Origin of the sequence: Streptomyces sp. NPDC051740, assembly GCF_044453165.1 — a bacterium.
GTDB classification, from domain to species: Bacteria; Actinomycetota; Actinomycetes; order Streptomycetales; family Streptomycetaceae; genus Streptomyces; species Streptomyces atrovirens.
Map to the genome: position 1 here is coordinate 20,048 of NZ_JBITCL010000034.1, position 23,539 is coordinate 43,586.

Sequence of the window (23,539 nt, forward strand, 5' to 3'; positions counted from 1 at the left end):
CGCCTATGACCTCGGAAAGTGGCCGCGAAGCGGTCGGCCAATTCTGGTCGGTGTTTTTCACGAGTTCGCAACCGACCCGTAAGTCGCCTTCTGTGCCATGCCTCGTGAATGTGCCACTGGTCACCTCGACCAGACTAGCGGCCGACGGTTCCGTCCGGGGCGTTATCGATCGCATCGACGGGGCATCCTCCCCTGTGGACCGGGACTCCGGCGGCCGATCTTCGGCCCGCCCGTGCGAGGAAGGACCCTTCGATGGGGGAAAAGGTCGTGGCAGGTCAGTTCGACCTGTCCGATCGCCAGCGCTACCGCGAGAAGCTCCGCCGCTGTCTGACGGGCTTGGAGCGACTACTGGCGGAGAAGCGGTTCGACCGCCCCAAGAACCTCATGGGGCTGGAGATCGAATTGAATCTCGCGGGCGCCGACGGCATGCCGAAAATGTTGAATGCGCAAGTCCTCGAACGGATCGCCAGCAGGGACTTCCAGACGGAACTCGCCATGTTCAATCTGGAAGTGAACATCGCCCCCCACCGATTGGGCGGGCGGGTATTCGACCGGCTCGACGAGGAACTGCGCACTTCGCTCACGTACGCCGACCGGAAAGCCGGTGAGGTGGACGCGGGGATCGTGATGATCGGCATCCTGCCGACACTGGACCGGGACGACCTGGTCTCCTCGAATCTTTCCGACGTCGACCGCTACGCATTGCTCAACGAACAGATCGTGGCCGCGCGCGGTGAGGACTTCACCCTCGACATCGACGGCGTCGAGCGCCTCAGCTGCACCTCCAAGTCCATCGTCCCCGAGGCCGCCTGCACCTCGGTGCAACTGCACCTCCAGGTCACCCCGGAGCGCTTCGCCGGTGTGTGGAACGCGGCCCAGGCCGTCGCCGCCGCCCAGATCGCCGTAGGCGCCAACTCGCCGTTCCTGTTCGGCCGCGAACTGTGGCGTGAGTCCCGGCCCCCGCTGTTCCAGCAGTCCACCGACACCCGTCCGCCCGAACTCCAGGCCCAGGGAGTGCGGCCGCGCACCTGGTTCGGGGAGCGCTGGGTGACCTCGGCGTTCGACCTGTTCGAGGAGAACCTGCGCTACTACCCGGCCCTGCTGCCCCTCTGCGACGAGGAGGACCCGCTCGAGGTGCTGGACCGGGGCGGCGTCCCCAGCCTCGCCGAACTCGTCCTGCACAACGGCACCGTCTACCGCTGGAACCGTCCCGTCTACGGCATCGCCGACGGCGTCCCCCACCTGCGCGTGGAGAACCGCGTGCTGCCCGCCGGCCCCACGGTCACCGACGTCATCGCCAACGCGGCCTTCTACTACGGCGTGGTCCGCGCCCTCGCCGAGGACAGCCGGCCGGTGTGGACCCGGCTGCCGTTCGAGGCGGCGGCCGCCAACTTCGACGCCGCCTGCAAGCACGGCATCGACGCCCGCCTCACCTGGCCCCGGCGCGGTCGCCTGGGCGGGCTGGGCGAGGTGGACGCGGTCACCCTCGTACGGGACGAACTGCTGCCGCTCGCCGAGGCCGGGCTGGACGCGTGGGGGATCGAGCCCGCCGACCGGGATCTGTACCTCGGGGTGATCGAGGAGCGGTGCCGGCGAAGGGTGAACGGCGCGACCTGGCAGGCCGCGACCTTCCACCGGGCCCTCGACCTGGGCCTCGGCCGGGACGCCGCCCTGGCCGCCACCACCCGCCGCTACCGCGAGCTGATGCAGCAGGGCGATCCGGTGCACAGCTGGCCGGTGGGACTGCCGGAACCGGTGCCCACGGGCTGACGCCGTCACCGGCCCCCCGGCCGGGCACACAGCCGCTGCCCTCATACTGATCGGACCGATCGGTGATGTGGAGGCAGGTGTGCAGGCGGAGGCGGGCCCGGCGGCCGATTCGTATCCTGAGCGGAGGCCCTCGCGGACGACGCTCCGCGACGAGACGCTTCTCGTGCTCGCGCTGTCGCTCGGCGCGAGCGGAGTGTCGGCCCTGATCAGTTTCGTCGGATCGGTCACCGAACCGGGCGGTCTGAAGGACCAGGCGGCCACCCTCAACGCGTCGGCCGCGCCGGGCCGCCCCTGGCTGGACCTCGCCTGGCAGCTCTTCGGGATCACCACGGCGCTCGTACCGGTCGCGCTGGTGGCGCACTTCCTGCTGCGCGAGGGCGCGGGGCTGCGCACCCTCGGCTTCGACCGTGCCCGGCCCTGGTCCGACCTCGGCCGCGGAGCGGCGGTCGCGGCGGTCATCGGCAGCAGCGGCATCGCCTTCTACCTGGCCGCGCGCGGCCTCGGCTTCAACCTCACCGTGGTGCCGGAGGCGTTGCCCGAGGTGTGGTGGAAGTACCCCGTGCTGATCCTGTCCGCGATGCAGAACTCGATCCTCGAAGAGGTCATCGTCGTCGGCTACCTGCTGCGCCGGCTGGACCGGCTGGGCTGGTCCCCCGGCGCCTCGCTGGCGGCCAGTTCGGTGCTGCGCGGCTCGTACCACCTCTACCAGGGCATCGGCGGCTTCATCGGGAACATGGTGATGGGCGTGGTGTTCGTGCACCTCTACCGGCGCTGGGGGCGCGTCGGGCCGCTGGTGGTCGCGCACACGCTGCTCGACATCGGGGCGTTCGTGGGGTACGCGCTGCTGGCCGGCAAGGTGGACTGGCTGCCGACGGCGTGAGGCGGCGGCGAAGGGGCGTGCGGCACGGCCGTACGCCCCTTCGCCGTACCGGGATCAGACCAGCAGGTCGCCCTCGATGACCGTCACGGCCCGTCCGCCCAGCAGGGTGCGCTCGCCGCGTACCTCGGTGCGGACGCGGCCGGAGCGCGGTGAGGCCTGGAGGCCGGTGAGGGCGGAGCGGCCGAGTCGCTCGGACCAGTACGGGGCCAGAGCGGTGTGCGCGCTGCCGGTGACCGGGTCCTCGTCGATGCCGACGTTCGGGAAGAAGCAGCGGGAGACGAAGTCGTAGCCGAGAGCGGGGTTCTCGGCGCGGGCGGTGGCGATGACGCCGCGCTCGGAGTGGGCGGCCAGGGCCTTGAGGTCGGGCCGCAGGGCGTGGACGGTCCGCTCGTCGGCGACCTCGACGAGCAGGTCCCCGATGTTCGGGCCGGTGTCGAACGCCGTGAGCGGCCGGGCGCCCAGCGCCTCGGCGACGCCCTCGGGAACGTCGACCGCGGTGAGCGGGGCGGTGGGGAAGTCCAGGGTGACGGCGCCGTCCTCGCCGGGCGTGGCGATGAGGACGCCGCTGCGGGTGGCGAACCGCACCGGGCCCCGGTGCGCGCCGGTGGTGTGCAGGACGTGCGCGGTGGCCAGCGTCGCGTGGCCGCACATCGCGACCTCGGTGGCGGGGGTGAACCAGCGCAGCGCCCAGTCGGCCTCGCCGCCCGCGGGGAGCGGGTGGGCGAAGGCCGTCTCGGCGTGGTTGACCTCCAGGGCGACGTTCTGCAGCCAGGGGTCGTCCGGGAAGGCGTCCAGCAGCAGCACTCCGGCGGGGTTGCCTGCGAAGGGCCGGTCGGTGAAGGCGTCGACGATTCGAATCCGCATGTCCTGACGGTAGGGGCTCCGTGAAGCCGCAGGCCAAGGCCAATTCGAGGACGCCGGCCCGTTCGCCGCGGCTGTCGCCCGGTCGGAGGGAGTTGTCGGACAAGCTTTTCCGATATATCGTTGAAGCATCGCGACAGATCAACGACAGAATGGAGTGGTCACGATGCGTACCCATGGTCACGAGCACGGACACGGTCATGGTGGCCCGCGTGGCGGCCGTGGCGACTTCGAGCGGCTGCGGGCGGCCTTCGGGCCCTTCGGTCCGGGGGGCCCGGGTGGTCCCGGTGGTCCCTTCGGCCCGGGTTTCGGGCACGGCGGCCCCTGGGGTGGACGAGGGCGCGGCGGACCGAGGGGAAGGGCGCGGCGCGGTGACGTACGGACCTCGATCCTGGCCCTGCTGAAGGACCGCCCGATGCACGGCTACGAGATGATCCAGGAGATCGCCGAGCGCAGCGGCGGGGCGTGGAAGCCCAGCCCCGGCTCGGTGTACCCCACCCTTCAGCTGCTGGAGGACGAGGGGCTGATCGTCAGCGAGTCCGAGGGCGGAAAGAAGCTGTTCTCGCTGACCGACGCCGGCCGCTCGGCGGCCGAGGAGGGCCCCGAGGCTCCCTGGGAGGAGGCCTCGCGCGGGGTCGACTGGGAGGCGCTGAGCGAGATCCGGCAGGCCGGCTTCGGCCTGATGGAGGCCTTCGGGCAGGTCTGGAAGACGGGCAGCAAGGAGCAGCGGGAGAAGGCCCTCGCCGTCATCAACGAGGCCCGCAAGAAGCTGTACCTGATCCTCGCCGACGAGGACTGACGGGGTCGGTGAGGACCGGCGAGGGGCGTGACGCAAACCGGCGCGCGCCCCTCGGCCGGAAACGCCCTGATGTCCTTCGCAAGGAGGAGATCCCGGGCCGGGGCGTCCACTTTCCGTCGGACGCCGAGATGCTTCCCGCCGGGGATGCCCCGGGCCCGCGCGGCTGATGAGGTGGGGGATGTGCAACCCCGTATCCCCCGGCAGCAGGCCCAGGAGCTCCAGGAACAGGGCATCCACCGCGCGGAGAACGATGTCAGGCTCGGCGCCGAGCTGGCAGCGGTGGTGTCCGGTGCCCGGCGCAGAGCGGTCCGGGACGGGGACCGGCAGATCGACACCGCCCATCTGCTGCACTCGCTCCTGGAGTCCGACACCGACGTGAGATCCGCCTTCGGCGAGGGCCCGCGGATCGCCCGGCTGCTCGGCTACCTGGTCCAGCGCAGCATCGGCTACGGGCTGCGCTGGCAGGGCGCGGTCGAGGACTCCGGAAGCGTCCCCGTGGTGGCCGAGGCCGCGGGCCTCTCACCGCTCGCCGCGGGCTGCATGGAGTACGCCCACGAGCGCGCCGCGCGTCACGGCCGCGGCCCGGCGTGCGGTACGGACCTGCTCGCGGCGATCGTCGTGGACCCCCGGGCGCGCGCCGTCGAGGTGCTCGAACGCGCCGGGATCGACCCCCGTGAACTGTTCGCCCGACTTGAGGCACCGTCCGGCCGGTGAGACAGGTGCGATAAGGGATGACGCTCCTGTCCGGGCCTGTCATCATGTGCCGGTGCCTACCTCTGTCATGACCCCGAGCGACCACCGGAAGGGCGTCGGACTCGGCCTCGCGCTGCTGTCCGCGCTGGCCTTCGGGGGTTCCGGTGTGGCGGCCAAGCCGCTGATCGAGGCGGGTCTCGACCCGCTCCACGTCGTGTGGCTGCGGGTGGCGGGCGCGGCGCTCGTCATGCTGCCGCTGGCGGTGCGCCACCGGGAACTCCTGCGCAGCAGGCCCGGGCTGCTCGCCGGGTTCGGCCTGTTCGCCGTGGCCGGTGTCCAGGCCTGCTACTTCGCCGCGATCTCCCGCATCCCCGTCGGGGTCGCCCTGCTGGTCGAGTACCTGGCGCCCGCGCTCGTGCTCGGCTGGGTGCGGTTCGTGCAGCGGCGGCCGGTGACCCGTGCCGCCGCGGTCGGCGTGGTCCTGGCGGTGGGCGGGCTCGCCTGTGTCGTGGAGGTGTGGTCGGGCCTCGGCTTCGACGCGCTCGGTCTGCTGCTGGCGCTCGGCGCGGCCTGCTGCCAGGTCGGCTACTTCGTCCTGTCCGACCAGGGCGGCGACGGCGACGAGGCACCCGACCCGCTCGGTGTGATCGCCTACGGGCTGCTGATCGGCGCCGCCGTCCTGACCGTCGTCGCCCGCCCCTGGTCCATGGAGTGGTCCGTGCTCACCGGCGGCGCGGAGATGGACGGCACCCCGGTCGCCGCCTTCGTGCTGCTGGCATGGATCGTCCTCGTCGCCACGGTGGCCGCGTACGTCACCGGGGTGGTGTCGGTGCGCCGGCTCTCCCCGCAGGTCGCCGGCGTCGTGGCCTGTCTGGAGGCGGTCATCGCCACCGTCCTCGCCTGGGTCCTGCTCGGCGAGCATCTGTCGGCGCCGCAGATCGTGGGCGGCGCGGTGGTCCTGGCGGGCGCTTTCACCGCCCAGTCCTCGGCCCCCGCGAAGGGCTCCGGAAAGCCTGTGGCGAGCGGCGGTCCCGAACGGGAGTTGTCCACGCCGGGAACGACCGCCTAAGGTGCTGATCATGCATGCGCGCGCACGTGTTCTCCCGCCTCCGGCCGCCTGAGGCGGGCCCTCCGGTACATCCGCCCGGCCGGTCGCCGGGCGTGACGGTGCTGCCCGCGAACGAAGTCCGCGGATCCCGCCGACCCGGCCCAGGCCGGGACTGATCCGGGGTCCCTTCCCGAACTTCCGCGCCCACGCCGACGCGCGTGGTGCGTGCATCCGCGGAGAGAACACATGTCGAACGCCGTCTCCGGCCTGCCCGTCGGGCGAGGCCTCCTCTATCTGATCGTCGCCGGTGCCGCCTGGGGCACCGCGGGCGCCGCCGCGTCGCTGGTCTACCGGACCAGCGACATGGGTCCCGTCGCCCTGTCCTTCTGGCGCTGCGCCGTCGGCCTGGCCCTGCTGCTCGCCGCCCGGCCGCTGTCCCGCCGCCCCCGGTCCACCGCACCCGAGCCGCTCGGCCGCCGGGTGCTGCGGGCCGGGGCCACCGGCATCGGGCTCGCGGTCTTCCAGACCGCCTACTTCGCGGCCGTCTCCGCCACGGGACTCGCCGTGGCCACCGTCGTCACCCTCGGCGCCGGACCCGTACTGATCGCGCTCGGCGCGCGACTGACCCTGGGCGAGCGCCTCGGGCGCGGCGGACTGGCCGCCGTCGTGGGCGCGCTCGCCGGACTCGTCGTGCTCGTCCTCGGCGGCGGGGGCGCGACCGTGGACCCGTGGGGCGTCCTCCTCGCCCTGCTGTCCGCGGCCGGATACTCGGCGATGACGCTGCTCACCCGCTGGTGGGGACGTGACGGCGGTACGGACTCCGCCGGTACGACCGTCGGCGCGTTCGCCGTCACCAGTCTGGTGCTGCTGCCGTTCGCCGCGGCCGAGGGGCTGGTGCCGCACACCGACGCCCCCGGCGCGCTGCTGTGCCTGCTGGCGTACATCGCCTCCGTGCCGACGGCGCTCGCGTACGGCCTCTACTTCGCCGGCGCGGCCGTCGTACGGTCGGCCACCGTGTCCGTGATCATGCTGCTGGAGCCGGTGAGCGCGGCGGTGCTCGCGGTCGCCCTGCTCGGTGAGCGGCTCACGACGGCCACCCTGGCCGGCACCCTGCTGATGCTCGGCTCGGTCGTGGGACTGGCGGTCGGCGAGGCGCGGGACGCGCGGGCCCGCGGGGAGAAGCCGGACGTGGTGCCGGTGTGACGGCGCGGGGCCCTTCCGCGCGGAGGGGCCCCGCGCCGGGGGTCAGGCCGGCTGCCGGCGCAGGACGTGCGCGCGTGCCTCCGCGTCACGCGCGCCGTCCCGGTTCGCCAGCCCGGCCGCGATGCGCTCCCGTACCGCCTCGGACCGCTTGCCCGCGTACTTGAACTTCGCCCGTACGCCCGTCACTTCGAGCCGGAGCCCGCGGATCCCGGACAGCAGTCTGCCGTACGGGGCCTCGCCCGCCGCCGCCGGCGCGGATCCGCCCTCCGGCTGGAAGTGGCCGACCTGGCGGTTGAGGAGCGCGGCCTTCTGCGCCGGATCGTCCACGACGTGGGCGCGGCAGCGCAGTTGGACGGACGCGTAGAGGCTCGTCGGAACGCCGTGCTCGGGCGGGGTGCCGGGCTCGGCCTGCCAGGGGCCGGGGACGTAGACGTAGTCGTCGACCACGCTCAGCACGACCTCCGGGTTCGCCTCGACGGCGTGCCAGAGAGGGTTGGGCCGGGCCAGGTGGGTGACCGCCTCGCCGCGCTCGGCGTCGTAGGCGAAGTGCAGGGGCTGGACGTGGGGCGGCTCGCCCGGCGGGCCGTTGACCGCGAGCTGTCCGAAGTCGTGCACGGCCAGCCACCGCTGCCACTCGTCGTCGTCGCGGGGCGCGTCCCAGGGGTGGATCAGCATCACAGGGCCGTCAGGTAGCCGGGCAGCTCGGTGCCGGGGGCCAGGTCCGGGTCGGCGAGCGGGGTGTCGTAGCCCTTGTGCAGCGGGACGACGCCGGCCCAGTGGGGGAGGGCGAGGTCCTCGGGCTCGTCGTTGACCCCGCCGGTGCGCAGCTTGGCGGAGACCTCGTCCAGGTCGAGGCGGATCACCGCGGTGGCGGCCAGTTCCTTCTTGTCGGCCGGCCGGGAGTCGGCGGCGCGGCCCGGTACGACATGGTCGACCAGAGCGTCGAGGGCCTGCCGCTTCTCCTCGGGGTCGGTCACGTCGTACGCCATGCCGTGGACCACCACGGAGCGGTAGTTGATCGAGTGGTGGAAGGCCGAGCGGGCCAGCACCAGCCCGTCGACGTGGGTGACGGTCAGGCAGACCGGGAGGCCGGGGTCGGCCCGGCCCGCCGCGCGCAGCGGGCGCGAACCGGTCGAACCGTGCACGTAGAGGACCTCGCCGACCCGGCCGTACAGCGTGGGCAGCACCACCGGCGCGCCGTCCCGGACGAAGCCGAGGTGGCAGACGTAGCCCTCGTCGAGTATCGCGTGCACCAGCTCCTTGTCGTACGCGGCACGGTCGGGGGAGCGGGTGGGGACGGTGCGCTCGGTGGGCGGGTAGGTGTCGGCGGGCCGCTGCTGCGGGGTCCCCTGCATGGCGCTCTCCATTGCACTAGTGCATAATCGGCTTTGTGCTAGGAGAGTATCGGATCAGTGGGCGGCGTGCGGCGGAGATTTCCGCGAGCATCGAGCGCGCGGTGGGGGAGGGGGCGCTGGGACCGGGCGAACTGCTGCCTGCCATGCGGGAGTTGGCGGGCCGGCTCGGGGTGAACCCGAACACCGTCGCCGCCGCGTACCGGACCCTGCGCGAGCGCGGGGTCATCGAGACCGCGGGCCGGCGGGGGAGCCGGGTGCGGTCCAAGCCGGCCACCACCGCGCGTGAGCTCATCCGGGTGGAGGTCCCGCCGGGCGTGCGGAACCTGTCCGAGGGCAACCCGGACCCCGCGCTGCTGCCCGCGCTGGCCGGGGCGTTCGCGGCGGCGGCCGGGGAGGGCGACCGGGAGCCGGTGCTGTACGGGCACACGCCCGTGGAGCCCGGGCTGGCGCGGCTGGCGCGGGCCGGGCTGGACGCCGACGGTGTTCCCGACGGGCCCGTCGCCGTCACCTCGGGCGCGCTGGACGCGATGGAGCGGGTGCTCGTGGCGCATCTCAGACCCGGGGACGCGGTCGCGGTGGAGGATCCGGGGTGGGGGAGTCTGCTGGACCTGGTCCCGGCGCTGGGGCTGAGGACCGTCCCCGTGGGGGTCGACGACGAGGGCCCGCTGCCCGATGACGTACGGAGGGCGCTGGCGGGCGGGGCGCGGGCCCTGATCGTCACGGACCGGGCGCAGAACCCGACCGGCGCCGCGCTGAGCGCCGCACGCGCGCGTGCCCTGCGCCGGGTGCTCGCCGACCACCCGGAGACGCTGCTCATCGAGGACGACCACGGGCACCACATCGTCGACCTGCCGCTGCACGCCTTGGCGGGGACGACCCGTAGCTGGGCCTTCGTGCGCTCGGCGGCCAAGGCGTACGGACCCGACCTGCGGCTCGCGGTGCTCACCGGGGACGCGGTCACCCTCGACCGGGTGCGCGGACGGCAGCGGCTCGGGCCGGGCTGGGTCAGCAGGATCGTCCAGCGGGCGGTGGTGCGGCTGTGGAGCGAGGGCGCGGTGGATCCGGCGGCCGTGGCGGCGCGGTACGGGCGGCGCCGGGAGGCGCTGATCGGGGCGCTGGCCCGGTGCGGGGTCGCGGCGCGCGGGCGCAGCGGTATGAACGTGTGGGTGCCGGTCCCCGACGAGACCGGTGCGGTCGCCCGGCTGCTGCACGCGGGCTGGGCGGTGGCGCCCGGTGCCCGCTTTCGGATGAACGCGGCGCCGGGGATCCGGGTCACCGTCTCGACGCTCACGGAGGGAGAGATCGGGCCGCTGTCCGAGGCGATCGCCGCGGCGATCGGTCCGGCCGGGGGGCCGGGGCGGACGTATGCCTGAGGCGGAGGCGGGCGTCCGGTCCGCCCGCGGTCGGCTGTGCCGGTGAGGAAAGTGCGGCGATTCGGGTAGGTTCCCAGGGTGAGGGCTGGACGGGGGGCGTTGCGCAGCCGGACGTTCGCGGGGTGCCTCCCCCGCTCTCGGCTTCTCCCCCACTCTCGGCTTCGCTCGAGCGGGAGGGGCCCCCATGAGCGGGAGGGGCCCCCATGAGCGGGAGGGACCCCCACCGCCCACCCTCCCCCACTCTCGGCTTCGCTCGAGCGGGGGACCCCCATCGCCCTGGGGGTACCTCCCAGGCCTTCAAGGCACTCTTCAAGGCACTGGGGGGAGGCACGACTGCCCGCAGTGAGGTGGCAGGGAGAGGGCAGGGCCGGTGGGGCGATCGCCCGCGGTGACGGGGCAGGTGGCTAGGCCGGCTTTCTTGGCCTCACCTGGGTCAGTGCCGCGCCCGCCAGGACGATCGCCGCGCCCACCGGTGTGGACCAGGTCAGGGTTTCGCCGAGGATGGCGATGCCGGCCGCGGCGGCGATCACCGGGACGAAGTAGGTGACCATCTGGCCGGTCGTCGGGCCGACCTCGGCGACCAGGCCGTACTGGATGAGTACGGCCAGACCCGTGCCCAGCATGCCCAGCGCGGCGATCGCCAGCAGCGGGCCGACGGCGAACCTGGTCGGCAGTGTGGTGAACAGCGGGGTGACGACGGCCAGTTGGACCGTGGCCAGCAGCAGCTGGCCGCCGGTCAGGGACAGGTTCGAGTGGCTGCTGCCCGCCAGGGTGCGGCGGACGTAGATCCAGCCGACGGGGTAGCTCAGCGAGGCCAGCAGGGCCAGCGTCGTGCCGCGGGCATCCAGGCCCTCGAAGCCCTGCCAGGCGCCCAGCACGGTCAGCACCCCGAGGAAGCCGAGGCCGAGCCCCGCCACCCGCACCCGGGTCGGCCGGTCCTCGGAGAGCGCCACCAGCGACAGCGCCATGCCCCACAGCGGTGAGGTCGCGTTGCAGATGCCGGCCAGCGTGGACGGGATGGTCAGCTCCGCGAAGGCGAACAGCGAGAACGGCAGGGCGTTCAGCAGGAACCCGGCGACCGCGAGATGACCCCAGGTGCGCGCACCGCGCGGCAGCCCCTCCCGCCGTACCGCCATCGCCACCGCCAGGACGGCGGTGCCGAAGGCCAGCCGGCCGAAGGTGACCTGGAAGGGGGCGTAGCCCTGGGTGCCGACCTTGATGAGGAGGAAGCTGAACCCCCAGATCAGGGAGAGCGCGCCGAAACGCAGCCGCCAGTCCAGGCGGGGGCGGACGGGTTCCGGGGCGGGGCCGGCCGGGGCCGGTGCGGTGGTGGTCGCGGTGACGCTGCTCATGGACGCAACGATGCGGGACATCCATCTCGTAGCACAATCGAGATTTCGCACGCGGTATCTCGTAGCATCGCTTACATGTTGAACCTGGAGCGCCTGCGTACCCTCGACGCCCTCGCCCGGCACGGCTCGGTCAGCGGCGCGGCCGAGGGGCTGCACATCACGACCTCGGCCGTCTCGCAGCAGATGTCCAAGCTGGAGCGCGAGGTCGGTCAGCGGCTGCTGGCCAGGAACGGGCGGGGCGTCCGGCTCACGGACGCGGGCCGGCTGCTCGCCGAGCACGCGGCGCGCATCCTCTCCCAGGTCGAGCTCGCCCAGTCCGACCTGGAGGCGCAGCGCGGACAGGTCGCCGGTGAGCTGCGGGTCTCGGCGTTCCCGACCGCCGCGCGGGGGCTGTTCCCGGTGGCCCTGCGGGCCCTGCGCGAGCGGCACCCCGCGCTGCGCGTGCGCTCCCGCGAGCAGGAGCCGGAGCAGGGCGTCCGGGGAGTGGTGCGCGGGGACCTCGATCTCGCGGTGGTGCTCGACTGGTACAACAAGCCGATGCCGTTGCCCGACGGTCTGGTCAAGGCGCTCCTGCTGGACGACCCGGCCGATGTGGCGCTCCCGGCCGGCCACCGGTTCGCCGGCCGTGACGAGGTGGACCTCGCCGACTTCGCCGAGGACGAGTGGATCACCTGGGGCGAGGGTGAGTTCTGCCACGAGTGGCTGATGTTCACCCTGCGCTCCAAGGGCATCGAGCCGGTCATCGGCCACCGCGCCGCCGAGAGCCACACCCAGCTCGGCCTGGTCGCGGCGGGGCTCGGCGTCTGCATCGCCCCGCTGCTCGGCCGCGACCCGCTGCCCGACGGGGTGGTGACCGTCCCGCTCAGGCAGCGCGTACGACGGCACGTCTTCGTCGTCTGGCGCGCGGACGCCGACCGCCGCCCGTCGATCCGGGCGGCGGTACAGGCACTGCGGGCGGCGGGGGAGCGCGTCGGGGCGATGAGTGAGAGCCCTACGGCAGTGTCGGGAGCTTTCTGAAGTCCCAGGAAACGGTCTTCTCCGGGGTCAGGCGCAGCCAGGCGTGCCGCCCGTCGTGGGGCATCTCGTCCAGGCCGAAGTTCTTGCGGGCGAACAGCGTCTCCGGAACGTCGAGTTCCGCGCACAGTTCGCCGGTGCGCGGGACCTCGCCCACGAACTCCACCCGCCCGGACAGCTCCGCGCCGCGCAGCTCGTCGTACTCCTCGCCCGTGTCGACCACGATCGCCACCCGCGGATCCCGCCGCAGATCCGCCCAGCGCCTGCTGCGCACCACGGAGTACAGCCACAGCGAGGTGCCGTCCCAGGCGAACCAGAGCGTGCTGACGTGCGGCGCTCCGTCGGCGGACACCGTGGCGACCCGGCAGGTGCGCTGGACGGTGAGGAAGTCGTCCAGCTCACCGGGCGTCATCATGATCTTCCGGCCCCGGCGCTGCGTGGCGGTCATACGGCCCCTTCGTCTCTCGTGTCGTGCCCGGTGCCGGCGACTCAGGCGAGGGTGATCGAGTCCCCGCTCACCGTGATCTCCACGGCGGGCAGCGGCTTGGTCGCCGGGCCGCTCTGCACACTGCCGTCGGTGATGGAGAAGTTGCTGTTGTGGCAGGGGCAGTTGATGACCCCGTCGGCGATGCTCTTCACCGCGCACCCCTGGTGGGTGCAGGTCGCCGAGAACGCCTTGAACTCGCCCGCCGTCGGCTGGGTGACGACCACCTTACGGTCGGCGAAGACCTTTCCGCCGCCCTCGGGGATGTCGGCGGTCGAGGCGAGCGGGTCGGTACCGGCGTTCTCGCCGCCGCCCGAACCCCCGCCGCTCTCGCCGCCGCCGTCCGGCGAGGCGCCGGTGGAGCCGGAGTCCACGGAGGAGCCCGGCGTGTCGTCGTCGGAGCCTCCGCACGCGGTCAGCGCGACGGCGAGGCCCGCCGCTCCGGCCGCCGCCACGACGGTTCGACGGGCGGGTCCCGATGCGGATGTGAGCGATGCGCTGGTCATGCCGGTGTGTCCCTTCCGGGGTTGCGTGATCTGGGGAGAGGTACGGTCAGCGGGCCCACGCTGTTCATGCGATGCCGAGAGCTTGGCGTGTCCGCGGTCTGACGGGCGTAAATCACGGCTGTCGTTTCGCTGTCGGGCTCCGGGCCGTCCCGCACGGGCCGCCTCCGACGTGCGGCGACACGCCAGTAGCCTGGTGCGATGCTGAAGGAAGTCACCGCGACCCGTTTCATCGCGCCGCTGCGCGAGGGCGGCTCGCTGCCGGGACTGATCGAGGCCGACGACCTCGGCACGTACGTGCTGAAGTTCGCCGGCGCCGGACAGGGCCGCAAGACGCTGGTCGCCGAGGTCGTCTGCGGGGAACTCGCCCGCCGGCTGGGACTGAGGGTGCCCCGCCTGGTCACCGTCGAGCTCGACCCCGTGCTGGGGCTCGGCGAGCCCGAGCAGGAGGTGCAGCGGCTGCTGAAGTCCAGCGGCGGCACCAACCTCGGCATGGACTTCCTCTCCGGCGCCCTCGGCTTCGACCCGCTCGCCTTCGAGGTGAGCCCCGAGGAGGCCGGGCGGATCGTCTGGTTCGACGCGCTGGTGAACAACGTCGACCGCTCCTGGCGCAACCCCAACATGCTCCGCCGGCGCGGCGAACTGTGGCTCATCGACCACGGCGCGACCATGATCTGGCACCACAACTGGCCCGGCGCGGCAGCCTCCGCCGCCCGCCCCTACGACGCCTCCGACCACGCCCTGAAGTCGTTCGCGCCGGACATCGCGTCCGCCGCGGCCCGGCTCGCGCCGCAGGTCACCGAGGAACTGCTCGCCGAGGTCACCGCGGAGATCCCCGACCCCTGGCTGACCGGCGAGCCCGGCTTCGACACCCCGGACGAACTCCGGTCGGCCTACGCGCGGCCGCTGATCGCCCGCGCGGCCACCGTCCACCACGACATCCGCGGCCTCGAGGGGGACCAGTGAGCGACCGGTACGTCTTCGAGTACGCGCTGCTGCGGGTCGTACCGCGCGTCGAACGCGGGGAGTGCGTCAACGCCGGGGTGCTCGTGTACTGCCGCCCCAAGTCGTTCGTCGCGGCCCGCACGCACCTCGACGAGGCGCGGCTGCTGGCCCTCGACCCGAAGGCCGACGTGCCCGGCGTACGGGCCGCGCTGCGCGCCGTCGAGGGCGTCTGCGCGGGCGGGGACGCGGCAGGGCAGGCGGCGCGGGACGACGCCGGACGGCGCTTCCGCTGGCTGATCGCGCCCCGGTCCACCATCGTCCAGCCCGGCCCCGTGCACACCGGGCTCACCACCGATCCGGCGGCGGAGGCGGAGCGGCTGCTGGAGTTGCTCGTCCGCTGACGGGTCATGGGCGGCTGCGGGTGGTTCATGGTTGTTCGCGCAGTTCCCCGCGCCCCTTCAGGCAGGTGCGGCGGACCCACCTGAAAGGGGCGCGGGGAACTGCGCGACCGGCCACAGACCACCCGCAGGCGCCCACGACCCGTCAGGTCCGGTGACGTTTCATCAGGTAACCGGTCGCGGCCACGGCGCCCGTCACGAACGTCGCGCCGATGCCCAGGTCCCAGCCGCTCGGCCCGGCCTCCGACGAGCCGCCCAGCCCGCCCTGCACACCACGCGTCGGCGCGACGGAGGTGGGGGTCGCGGGCGCGGTCCGTGTCGTCGGCGCGGAGGTGGGGGTCACGGTCCGGGTGGGCGTTGCGGCCGTCGACGACGGTGACCGGGTGGGCGAAGCGGTCGTCGGTGCCGGCGACCGGGTCGGTGCCGAGGTGGCGGGGGCCGGACGGAAGGTGGACGACGTGAGACCGCGCCGGGGCAGTGCCTCGCAGGCCACTCCGTCGTCCGGACCCGGGTCCTCGTCGAGACGGTGCGGATCGCTCCGGTCCGTGTCGAAGAAGACCTGCGCGTCCTCCTGGTAGGTGAAGTCGCTGCAGTCCAGGTCCTGGGCGTGAGCGGTGTCGGCCAACGGCACGATCGCGGCGAGCGCGATCAGCGTGCCCATGGCACCGGTGCGACGGCGCATGGAACGCCTCCTTTCCGGCCGCGGGTGGCTCGCGCTTCGACGCTAGGGGCCGTCCGGCGCCGGGGCACGCAGCGCTGGGCCGATCGGGTGCTCCACCCGGGGGCCGCCCACGGCGGGGCGGAGACGGCCGCCGCGCGGGGAATGGATCACACACGCGCGGTGTGCCGTTGACACCGGGTGCCAGGGCTTCTAGCGTCACGTCTGCTGAAGGTACTAAGCGGTCGCTCACCGATTCCGGTCCGGCCGCAGGAGCCGCATCCCAAGCGCGAGGAGAAGCAGCAATGTCCACCACTGAGCAGCGGGTCGCGGTCGTCACCGGCGCCGCGCGCGGCATCGGCGCCGCCACCGCCGTACGACTGGCCGCCGAGGGCCGCGCGGTCGCCGTGATCGACCTCGACGAGGCCGCCTGCAAGGACACCGTCGAGAAGATCACCGCCGCCGGCGGCAAGGCGATCGCGGTCGGCTGCGACGTCTCCGACGAGGCGCAGGTCGAGGCGGCCGTCGCGCGGATCGCCGAGGAGCTCGGCGCGCCCACGATCCTCGTCAACAACGCGGGCGTGCTGCGCGACAACCTGCTGTTCAAGATGAGCGTCTCCGACTGGGACACCGTCATGAACGTGCACCTGCGCGGCGCGTTCCTGATGTCGAAGGCCTGTCAGAAGCACATGGTGGACGCCGGATTCGGCCGGATCGTCAACCTGTCGTCCTCCTCCGCGCTCGGCAACCGCGGCCAGGTCAACTACTCGGCCGCCAAGGCCGGCCTCCAGGGCTTCACCAAGACCCTCGCCAAGGAGCTCGGCAAGTTCGGCGTCACCGCCAACGCCGTCGCCCCCGGCTTCATCGCCACCGAGATGACCAAGGCCACCGCCGACCGCGTCGGCATGGGCTTCGAGGACTTCAAGGCCGCCGCCGCCACCCAGATCCCGGTCGCCCGCGTCGGCGAGCCCGAGGACATCGCCAACGCGATCGCCTTCTTCACCGGCGAGGCGGCCGGCTTCGTCTCCGGCCAGGTGCTGTACGTCGCCGGCGGACCGCTCGACTAGGAAGACCGGGAACATGACTGCTGTGGAACTCTCGGGCAAGGTCGCCCTGATCACCGGCGCCAGCCGCGGCATCGGCTACGGCGTCGCCGAGGCGCTGGTCGCGCGCGGCGACCGGGTCTGCATCACGGGACGGGGCGAGGACGCCCTCAAGGAGGCCGTCGAGAAGCTCGGCGCCGACCGTGCCGTCTACGTCGCCGGCAAGGCGCACGACGAGGCCCATCAGGCCCTCGCCGTCGAGCGCGTGATGGAGGCATTCGGCCGGGTCGACTATCTGGTCAACAACGCCGGTACCAACCCGGTGTTCGGGCCGATCGCCGACCTCGACCTGAACGTGGCGCGCAAGGTGTTCGAGACCAACGTGATCTCGGCGCTGGGCTTCGCGCAGAAGACCTGGCACGCCTGGCAGAAGGACAACGGCGGCGCGATCGTCAACATCGCCTCCGTGGCGGGCATCGCGCCCTCGCCGTTCATCGCCGCCTACGGTGTCAGCAAGGCCGCGCTGATCAACCTGACCCAGCAGCTGGCGCACGAGTTCGCGCCCGGGGTGCGGGTCAACGCCATCGCCCCGGCCGTGGTGAAGACCAAGTTCGCGCAGGCGCTGTACGAGGGCCGGGAGGCGGAGGCCGCCGCCGGCTACCCGCTGGGCCGGCTCGGCGTGCCCTCCGACATCGGCGGTGCCGCCGCGTTCCTCACCTCGGACCAGTCGGACTGGGTCACCGGCCAGACCCTGGTCGTCGACGGCGGCATCTTCCTCAACGCCGGCGTCGCCTGAACCGGACGCCCCGCGTGGTGCGACACATGCGCCGCGCGGGACGGTCCCGCGCCCCGCGCGGGTGACGCGAGCGCCCGCGCGGGGCCCCTGTCCGACGATCCGGCGCGGGCGTCCGTCGACGAAAACGGCGCCCGTGCCGGCGTACCGGGCCGCGACGGTGCGTGACAACGTAGTCATCGGAGAGTTGATCTCAAGGGTCGTACAGAGAGGGGTCAACGGGGCGAACACTGCGGTATGGTCTGCCGACTCTTGGGACGGCAGAGCGAGGAGCGTGCGCGTGTTCAACCGGAACCGATGCCTGCGGCGGGTGGCGGCCATCGCGTCCATATCGTCCTTGGCGACCGGGTGCGGTGTCCTGTCGTCCGACACCTCGGACGACGAGGGACCCATCGTCGTGGGAACCACCAGCTCGCCCAGCACGCTGGATCCTGCCGCCTCCTGGGACAGCTCCTGGGAGCTGTTCCGCAACATCTACCAGACCCTGCTGAGCTACCCGGTCGGCGCGACCACCCCGCAGCCGGACGCCGCCAAGAGCTGCGAGTTCTCCGACAGCTCCAACCAGGTGTTCCGCTGCGAGCTGCGCGAGGGGCTGACGTTCTCCGACGGGAGCACCCTCGACGCCGGTGCCGTCAAGCACTCCATCGACCGGATCCGGGAGATCGACGTCAACGGCGGTCCGGCCGGTCTGCTGGGCAGCCTCGAACGGGTGCAGGCGCCCAGTGAGCGCGAGGTCGTCTTCTACCTCAACAAGCCGGACGCCACCTTCCCGTTCGTGCTCGCCACCCCGGCGATGTCCATCGTCGACCCCGACGCCTACCCGGCCGACGCCCTGCGCGAGGACGACGGCGTCGTCGGCTCGGGGCCCTACGCCCTCCGGTCGTACAAGGAGGGCGAGGCGGCCGAACTCGCCCGCAACGACCGCTACAAGGGCTTCGCCGAACGCCGGAACAACGCGGTGACCATCCGCTACTTCCAGGACTCCGGCACCATGGTCAAGGCACTGCGGGACGACCGGATCGACCTGACCTACCGCGGCCTGGCGGCGGGCGACATCATCGACCTCCAGGGCAAGACCTCCAAGGAGGAGGAGCTCCAGCTGATCGACGGCACCGGGACGGACATCAACTACCTGGTGTTCAACCCGAAGGACCCGTGGGCCGGCAAGAAGGCGGTGCGCCAGGCCGTCGCCCAGGTCGTCGACCGCGCGGCGATCGCGCACAAGGTCTACAAGGACACCGTCGACCCGCTGTACTCCATGGTCCCCAAGGGCCTGACCGGGCACACCACCGGCTTCTTCGACGACTACGGCGAGCCCAGCGTGTCCAAGGCCCGGCGGATCCTCGCCGAGGCGGGCATCACCGAGCCGGTCCCGCTCACCCTCTGGTACACCACGGACCGCTACGGCTCCGAGACCGGCCTGGAGTTCAAGGAGCTCGAGCGGCAGCTGGAGGCGTCGAAGCTGTTCGACATCACGCTCAAGAGCCGCCCCTGGAAGACGTACGTCGAGGGCTACCAGAACGGTGAGTACCCGGTGTTCGGGCGCGGCTGGGCCCCCGACTTCCCGGACGCGGACAACTTCATCGCCCCGTTCGTCGGCAAGCAGAACGCGCTCGGCACACCCTACGAGGCGAACGAGATCACAGACGATCTGCTGCCCAGTTCCCGCCGGGAGAGCGACCGCGGGAACGTGGTGAAGCAGTTCGAGGAGGCCCAGCGGATCCTGGTCGACGACGTGCGGCTGCTGCCGTTGTGGCAGGGCCGGCCGTATGTGGCGGCGAGCCGCGACATCTCGGGCGCGGAGCGGTCCCTGGACCCGTCCACGATCATGATGATGTGGCAACTCTCCCGGAAGACGAGCTGGTAGGGCCGGGTACGGCCGTTCGCCGGGCCGGTTGTCAGTGGTCGCCTGTAGGTTCTGTGGTCTGGAAGCGACCGCACACGTAAGGACATTGACGTGACCGACATCGCCATGCTGCCCGAGTCCTGGCGCGGGGTTCTGGGCGACGAGCTGCAGCAGCCCTACTTCAAGGAGCTGACCGAGTTCGTCGAGGAGGAGCGGGCGAACGGTCCGGTCTACCCGCCCCGCGAGGAGGTCTTCGCGGCGCTGGAGGCCACGCCGTACGACAAGGTGAAGGTCCTGGTCCTCGGCCAGGACCCGTACCACGGTGAGGGCCAGGGACACGGCCTGTGCTTCTCCGTCCGCCCGGGCGTGAGGATCCCCCCGTCCCTGCGCAACATCTACAAGGAGATGCACGCCGAGCTGGGCACGCCCGTCCCGGACAACGGCTATCTGATGCCGTGGGCCGAGCAGGGCGTGCTGCTGCTCAACGCGGTGCTCACGGTCCGCGCCGGTGAGGCCAACTCGCACAAGGGCAAGGGCTGGGAGCTGTTCACCGACGCGGTGATCCGCGCGGTGGCGGACCGCCCCGACCCGGCGGTCTTCGTGCTGTGGGGCAACTACGCGCAGAAGAAGCTGCCGCTGATCGACGAGAGCCGGCATGTGGTGGTCAAGGGGGCGCACCCCTCGCCGCTGTCCGCGAAGAAGTTCTTCGGGTCCCGGCCGTTCACGCAGATCAACGAGGCGGTGGCCGCTCAGGGCCACGAGCCGATCGACTGGACCGTCCCGAACCTGGGCTGAGGCCGCCCCGCCGGGTGCGGAGCGCTTCAGCGGCCCCGTACCCGGCCCGCTCGAGTACTACGGAGCTGCTTGTCCGGTATTGCCCCGGCCTGCGGTTAGCGTCGGGGGCGACAGTCGGCGAGCGGTGCGGAGGACGCGGTGGCGGAGCGACAGGAGCAGGCGGCGCCGGACGCCGTGCTCACACGGATCGGTCAGGTCGTGATGCTGCACCACGCGGGGGACCGCGAGGAGGCCCGGCACCGGTTGCTCGGCCTGTGGGCGGAGATCGGCGAGCACGGGGACCCGCTGCACCGCTGCACCCTGGCCCACTACCTCGCCGACACGCAGGACGACCCCGAGGACGAACTGGCCTGGGACCTGCGGGCGCTGACGGCGGCCGAGGAGGCCGCGGACGACCGCGTCGGCGCGTACGGGGAATCCCTCGCCGTGCGCGCGCTCTACCCGTCCCTGCAGCTCAACCTGGCCGCCGACTACGCCCGCCTCGGCCGCCCCGACGCCGCCCGCACCCATCTCCACCGGGCCCGGGGCGCTGCCCGCACCCTGGCCGACGACCGCTACGGCGAGGGCGTACGGGCCGCCATCCGGCGGCTGGAGATCCGGCTGGACGAGGACGGGACGCCCGAGGGCCGGTGGCCGCCGGGACGACGTTCCTAGGACCGGCACCGCTCCGGCCGGTTCAGCCTCCGTACGTCTTCTCGCAGATGGCCGCCTCCGGGCTGCCCGGGCGCCAGCCGCCGTACCGCCTGCCCAGCGCGCACACGTCCGTTCCACCGGAGGAGCCGCGGCGCATCGACTCCGGCACATCGGGGAGGTCCGTCGCGGGAAGTCGCGGCCGGCCGTTCCCGCCGGTTCCGGGACGGGCCGACCGGGCCTGCCCGTTCCGGTCGTCGGGCGGTGTGTCCCGCTCCGGCGTGGCCCTGGGGGCGGCCCGGTGCGACGGGGACGCGGGCGTCTTCGAGGGCCGGGACGGGCCGATCATCTCCAGGGCCTCGCGCGCCGGTGCCTGTACGACCTCCGTCTCGTCGCCCCCGACCGGACGTGGCTCCGACCCCTGGGACGGTGCCGTCGCCGGTCCGGGGGCGAGGGGACGGTGGACCGTCACACAGCCCGAGAGGGCCGAGACCGCCACGGTCACCAGAAGCGTTGCTGTGGTCGTCGTTCGATGCACCCGCGCCACTCTGCTGGCTCCGGCCGCCCCGGGGAGGCCGGACAGGCCCAGCATGCCCCGCACGGGTGATCTCCCGCCCCGTACGGGGGCTTCCGGACGCCCCGCGGGTGACGTCAGTCGCCGGTGGCGCCGTCGACGCGCTCGCGGAGCAGGTCGGCGTGGCCGTTGTGACGCGCGTACTCCTCGATCATGTGGGTGTAGATCCAGCGCAGGCTGTACGGATCTTCGCTGAACCTGTGACGGCCCCGGGACAGGTCGTCCAGGGCGAAGCCGGCCGCGTTGCGCCGGGCGGCGCCCATCTCGGACTGCCAGGTCGCGTACGCCTCCTGCCAGGTGTCCGTCTCGGTCGGATGGAACTCGCCGTCCCGGTCGGCCTCGCTGTAGTACAGGGGGCCGGCGTCCTCGTCCGCGAGCACCCTGCGGAACCAGCTCCGTTCCACCTCCGACATGTGCCGCACCAGGCCCATCAGGGACAGCTCCGAGGGCGGCACCGACGCGGTGCGCAACTGCTCGTCGGTCAGCCCTTCGCACTTCCGGGCGAGGGTGCTGCGGTGGTAGTCGAGCCACCCCTCCAGCATGGCGCGTTCGTCGGCGTTGACGGCGGGTTCACTGCGCTCGATCGTCATGCCGCCATCCTTGCCCAGCGTGACCCCCCTTCACCAGGGCTTTTCGGTGCCGAGCATTCCCGCCAGCAGTTCCCCGAGGTCCGCGCGCACCTCCGCGAGGCCCGGCACGCGCGCGCTGAAGGAACCGGCCACGCAGGAGAACATCAGCCCGTCCGCCCAGGCGATCAGCGACAGGGAATGACGGTCGGGGTCCGTCGAGCCCAGCCCGGTGACGAGGGCGGTGAGCAGGTCGCGGAAGCGGGCACCGGCCGCATCGAAGTGCGCCCGCAGTTCGGGGCGGCGGGTGGCCTCCAGGGCCAGTTCGTAGCGGGCGAGCGTCAGCGCCCGGTTGCGGGTCAGCGCGCGGTGGGCGGCCAGCGCCAGGGCGTCCACCAGTGGGCCGGCGCCGGCCCGTGGGTCGGGCATCTCGTGCAGCGCGAGAACCCGTGCCTCCCGCTCGGCGAGCCGCCGTACCGCCAGCTCGAGGAGCGCCTGGCGGGTGCGCGCCAGGTTCGAGGTGGACCCCTGGGGGAGTCCGGCCGCCTCGTCGACCGCCCGGTGGGTGAGCCCGCGCATCCCGCGTTCGGCGAGCAGGGCGAGGGCGGTGTCGGCGACGAGATCGGCACGGGCGGTGCCTGCGGTGCGTACGGACATGGAGGTCAAACTACCCACCTCACTACGGACGTAGTATGTTGGAGTCCTGCGTTCACTACAGGTGTAGTTCACGTGTGGTGCGAGGAGGAGTCATGGCACGGACCGAGCGGGCGATCGTCATCGGCGGAGGGATCGGCGGCCTGACCGCGGCGGCCGCCCTGCACCGGCGCGGGGCGCGGGTGACGGTGCTGGAGCGGGCCGGCTCACTGGAACCCGTCGGCGCGGCCATCTCCCTGGCCCCCAACGCCCTGCGCGGGCTGGACGTCATCGGGCTCGGCGACGACATCCGCGCCCTGTCCGCCTGGCAGGGCGACGGAGGGCTGCGCGCGCCGGGCGGACGGTGGCTGTCCCGTACCAGTGCCGCCGCGGCGACCGAGCGCTTCGGTGGCCCCCTCGTCCTGCTGCACCGCGCCACCCTCGTCGGCCACCTGGCCGCACTGCTCCCGCCGGACACCGTCCGCACGGCCACCGACGCCCGCCTCCTCGACCCCGGTGTCCCCGGCGACTCCGGCCGGCCGGCCCGCGTGGGCACCCCCGACGGCGAACTGGAGGCCGACCTCGTGGTGGCCGCCGACGGCGTCCACTCCGCCGTACGCCGCGTGCTGTTCCCCGGCCACCCCGGGCCCGTGTACGCCGGTTTCACCACCTGGCGGGTGGTGATCCCGCTGCCCGGCGTGGAGTTCGCCTCCCACGAGACCTGGGGCCGGGGCCGCATCTGGGGCACGCATCCGCTCAAGGACGGCCGGGTCTACGCCTACGCCGCCGCCGTGGCCCCCGCCGGGGAGCGCGCCCCTGACGACGAGCGGGCCGAACTGCTGCGGCTCTACGGCGACTGGCACACCCCGATCCCCGACGTACTGGCCGCCGCCCGGCCCGAGGACGTACTCCGCCACGACGTCCACCACATCGCCGAGCCGCTGCCCGCCTACCACCACGGCCGGGTGGCCCTGGTCGGCGACGCCGCGCACGCCATGCCGCCGACCCTCGGTCAGGGCGGCAACCAGGCCGTCGAGGACGCGATCACCCTCGCCCACCACGCCGGTGACCTGCCCGCCTACACCGCGGCCCGGCTGCCCCGCACCACCGGGATCGCCCGCCGGGCCGTGAAGGTGGCCCGCTTCAACCTGATGACCGGCCGCGTCGGCGTCGCCGTACGCGACAACGCGCTCGCCGCGCTGTCGAAGGCCGGACCGGCCCTGTTCCTGCGCGGCTTCGACTCGATCGCCGGCTGGTGCCCGCCGCAGCAGCCGTATGCTTCGCAGCACACCACGCAAGGCAATGGCTAGAGGAGAACACCCC

26 protein-coding genes are annotated in these 23,539 nt (G+C 72.8%); 16 read left to right on the plus strand and 10 right to left on the minus strand.

The genetic code is table 11. The features are described from left to right. Window positions 1–252 precede the first annotated feature (252 nt). Together ACIA6T_RS33555 and ACIA6T_RS33560 are read left to right on the plus strand one after the other, a co-directional pair. Window positions 253–1,770: a glutamate-cysteine ligase family protein gene (locus ACIA6T_RS33555; protein WP_399450292.1), complete on the plus strand. Its 1,518-nt coding sequence runs from the start codon at window positions 253–255 to the stop codon at window positions 1,768–1,770. A 79-nt stretch (window positions 1,771–1,849) separates the two neighbouring features. Continuing rightward, window positions 1,850–2,650, plus strand: coding sequence for a CPBP family intramembrane glutamic endopeptidase (locus tag ACIA6T_RS33560; RefSeq protein WP_399450293.1), 801 nt, complete (start codon window positions 1,850–1,852; stop codon window positions 2,648–2,650). A gap of 54 nt (window positions 2,651–2,704) precedes the next feature. On the opposite strand, the gene ACIA6T_RS33565 is transcribed toward ACIA6T_RS33560, so the two are convergent. Further along, on the minus strand, window positions 2,705–3,514 hold the full coding sequence (locus ACIA6T_RS33565) for a PhzF family phenazine biosynthesis protein (protein WP_399450294.1): 810 nt from the start codon (window positions 3,512–3,514) through the stop codon (window positions 2,705–2,707). 163 nt (window positions 3,515–3,677) lie between these two features. On the opposite strand from ACIA6T_RS33565, the gene ACIA6T_RS33570 reads away from it, so the two are divergent. The 4 genes from ACIA6T_RS33570 to ACIA6T_RS33585 all read left to right on the plus strand — a co-directional run bounded on the left by ACIA6T_RS33570 (window position 3,678) and on the right by ACIA6T_RS33585 (window position 7,254). Then, window positions 3,678–4,310: a PadR family transcriptional regulator gene (locus tag ACIA6T_RS33570; protein ID WP_399450295.1), complete on the plus strand. Its 633-nt coding sequence runs from the start codon at window positions 3,678–3,680 to the stop codon at window positions 4,308–4,310. A gap of 180 nt (window positions 4,311–4,490) precedes the next feature. Further along, a complete protein-coding gene (locus ACIA6T_RS33575; RefSeq protein WP_399450296.1) occupies window positions 4,491–5,024 on the plus strand; it encodes a Clp protease N-terminal domain-containing protein in 534 nt (177 codons plus the stop codon). A 67-nt stretch (window positions 5,025–5,091) separates the two neighbouring features. Next, window positions 5,092–6,072, plus strand: coding sequence for an EamA family transporter (locus ACIA6T_RS33580; RefSeq protein ID WP_399450324.1), 981 nt, complete (start codon window positions 5,092–5,094; stop codon window positions 6,070–6,072). A gap of 225 nt (window positions 6,073–6,297) precedes the next feature. Then, window positions 6,298–7,254, plus strand: a complete 957-nt coding sequence (locus ACIA6T_RS33585) for a DMT family transporter (protein WP_399450297.1) — start codon at window positions 6,298–6,300, stop codon at window positions 7,252–7,254. Between the two features lie 42 nt (window positions 7,255–7,296). On the opposite strand, the gene ACIA6T_RS33590 is transcribed toward ACIA6T_RS33585, so the two are convergent. Together ACIA6T_RS33590 and ACIA6T_RS33595 are read right to left on the minus strand one after the other, a co-directional pair. Beyond that, window positions 7,297–7,929, minus strand: a complete 633-nt coding sequence (locus ACIA6T_RS33590; RefSeq protein WP_399450298.1) for an FMN-binding negative transcriptional regulator — start codon at window positions 7,927–7,929, stop codon at window positions 7,297–7,299. Then, the gene (locus ACIA6T_RS33595) at window positions 7,929–8,609 is read right to left on the minus strand and encodes a pyridoxamine 5'-phosphate oxidase family protein (protein ID WP_399450299.1); all 681 of its coding nucleotides are present in this window, start codon (window positions 8,607–8,609) and stop codon (window positions 7,929–7,931) included. Before ACIA6T_RS33595 ends, ACIA6T_RS33590 begins: the two co-directional genes overlap by 1 nt. A 35-nt stretch (window positions 8,610–8,644) precedes the next feature. Here ACIA6T_RS33595 and ACIA6T_RS33600 point away from each other — a divergent pair, with 35 nt between their 5' ends. Then, window positions 8,645–9,982, plus strand: a complete 1,338-nt coding sequence (locus ACIA6T_RS33600; protein WP_399450300.1) for an aminotransferase class I/II-fold pyridoxal phosphate-dependent enzyme — start codon at window positions 8,645–8,647, stop codon at window positions 9,980–9,982. 404 nt (window positions 9,983–10,386) lie between these two features. Here the strand turns inward: ACIA6T_RS33600 and ACIA6T_RS33605 are convergent, their stop codons facing one another. Continuing rightward, a complete protein-coding gene (locus ACIA6T_RS33605; protein ID WP_399450301.1) occupies window positions 10,387–11,334 on the minus strand; it encodes a DMT family transporter in 948 nt (315 codons plus the stop codon). Window positions 11,335–11,409: 75 nt separating this feature from the next. On the opposite strand from ACIA6T_RS33605, the gene ACIA6T_RS33610 reads away from it, so the two are divergent. Further along, window positions 11,410–12,351, plus strand: coding sequence for a LysR family transcriptional regulator (locus tag ACIA6T_RS33610; RefSeq protein WP_399450302.1), 942 nt, complete (start codon window positions 11,410–11,412; stop codon window positions 12,349–12,351). Here ACIA6T_RS33610 and ACIA6T_RS33615 read toward each other — a convergent pair. Continuing rightward, entirely contained in the window at window positions 12,326–12,796 is a 471-nt protein-coding gene (locus tag ACIA6T_RS33615; RefSeq protein WP_399450303.1) for a pyridoxamine 5'-phosphate oxidase family protein, read from the minus strand. The two genes, ACIA6T_RS33610 and ACIA6T_RS33615, sit on opposite strands and share 26 nt — an antisense overlap. Before the next feature lie 41 nt (window positions 12,797–12,837). Then, entirely contained in the window at window positions 12,838–13,338 is a 501-nt protein-coding gene (locus tag ACIA6T_RS33620) for a Rieske (2Fe-2S) protein (protein WP_399450304.1), read from the minus strand. A 198-nt stretch (window positions 13,339–13,536) separates the two neighbouring features. On the opposite strand from ACIA6T_RS33620, the gene ACIA6T_RS33625 reads away from it, so the two are divergent. Both ACIA6T_RS33625 and ACIA6T_RS33630 read left to right on the plus strand, forming a co-directional pair. After that, complete coding sequence (locus ACIA6T_RS33625; protein ID WP_399450305.1) at window positions 13,537–14,301, plus strand: HipA family kinase; 765 nt, start codon at window positions 13,537–13,539, stop codon at window positions 14,299–14,301. Then, complete coding sequence (locus ACIA6T_RS33630) at window positions 14,298–14,681, plus strand: DUF3037 domain-containing protein (protein ID WP_399450306.1); 384 nt, start codon at window positions 14,298–14,300, stop codon at window positions 14,679–14,681. Before ACIA6T_RS33625 ends, ACIA6T_RS33630 begins: the two co-directional genes overlap by 4 nt. A gap of 142 nt (window positions 14,682–14,823) precedes the next feature. On the opposite strand, the gene ACIA6T_RS33635 is transcribed toward ACIA6T_RS33630, so the two are convergent. Continuing rightward, window positions 14,824–15,360 carry an excalibur calcium-binding protein gene (locus ACIA6T_RS33635; RefSeq protein ID WP_399450307.1) on the minus strand — a complete coding sequence of 179 codons (537 nt, stop codon included), beginning with the start codon at window positions 15,358–15,360 and terminating at the stop codon, window positions 14,824–14,826. Between the two features lie 281 nt (window positions 15,361–15,641). On the opposite strand from ACIA6T_RS33635, the gene fabG reads away from it, so the two are divergent. From fabG to ACIA6T_RS33660, 5 genes are all read left to right on the plus strand, one after another. Beyond that, window positions 15,642–16,403 (plus strand): 3-oxoacyl-ACP reductase FabG, encoded by a 762-nt coding sequence (gene fabG, locus ACIA6T_RS33640; RefSeq protein WP_030865253.1) that lies wholly within the window; start codon window positions 15,642–15,644, stop codon window positions 16,401–16,403. Window positions 16,404–16,416: 13 nt separating this feature from the next. Further along, on the plus strand, window positions 16,417–17,175 hold the full coding sequence (locus tag ACIA6T_RS33645) for an SDR family oxidoreductase (RefSeq protein WP_383462306.1): 759 nt from the start codon (window positions 16,417–16,419) through the stop codon (window positions 17,173–17,175). A 277-nt stretch (window positions 17,176–17,452) separates the two neighbouring features. After that, window positions 17,453–19,039: an ABC transporter substrate-binding protein gene (locus ACIA6T_RS33650; protein ID WP_399450308.1), complete on the plus strand. Its 1,587-nt coding sequence runs from the start codon at window positions 17,453–17,455 to the stop codon at window positions 19,037–19,039. A gap of 90 nt (window positions 19,040–19,129) precedes the next feature. After that, the gene (ung, locus tag ACIA6T_RS33655) at window positions 19,130–19,813 is read left to right on the plus strand and encodes a uracil-DNA glycosylase (protein ID WP_399450309.1); all 684 of its coding nucleotides are present in this window, start codon (window positions 19,130–19,132) and stop codon (window positions 19,811–19,813) included. 138 nt (window positions 19,814–19,951) lie between these two features. Beyond that, complete coding sequence (locus ACIA6T_RS33660; RefSeq protein ID WP_399450310.1) at window positions 19,952–20,467, plus strand: hypothetical protein; 516 nt, start codon at window positions 19,952–19,954, stop codon at window positions 20,465–20,467. A gap of 22 nt (window positions 20,468–20,489) precedes the next feature. On the opposite strand, the gene ACIA6T_RS33665 is transcribed toward ACIA6T_RS33660, so the two are convergent. The 3 genes from ACIA6T_RS33665 to ACIA6T_RS33675 form a co-directional block, all read right to left on the minus strand. Then, window positions 20,490–20,981 (minus strand): hypothetical protein, encoded by a 492-nt coding sequence (locus ACIA6T_RS33665; RefSeq protein WP_399450312.1) that lies wholly within the window; start codon window positions 20,979–20,981, stop codon window positions 20,490–20,492. Window positions 20,982–21,094: 113 nt separating this feature from the next. After that, entirely contained in the window at window positions 21,095–21,607 is a 513-nt protein-coding gene (locus ACIA6T_RS33670; RefSeq protein ID WP_399450313.1) for a DinB family protein, read from the minus strand. A gap of 30 nt (window positions 21,608–21,637) precedes the next feature. After that, window positions 21,638–22,240 carry a TetR/AcrR family transcriptional regulator gene (locus ACIA6T_RS33675; RefSeq protein ID WP_399450314.1) on the minus strand — a complete coding sequence of 201 codons (603 nt, stop codon included), beginning with the start codon at window positions 22,238–22,240 and terminating at the stop codon, window positions 21,638–21,640. Window positions 22,241–22,332: 92 nt separating this feature from the next. Here ACIA6T_RS33675 and ACIA6T_RS33680 point away from each other — a divergent pair, with 92 nt between their 5' ends. Beyond that, a complete protein-coding gene (locus ACIA6T_RS33680) occupies window positions 22,333–23,526 on the plus strand; it encodes an FAD-dependent monooxygenase (RefSeq protein ID WP_399450315.1) in 1,194 nt (397 codons plus the stop codon). The last annotated feature ends 13 nt before the right edge of the window (window positions 23,527–23,539 follow it).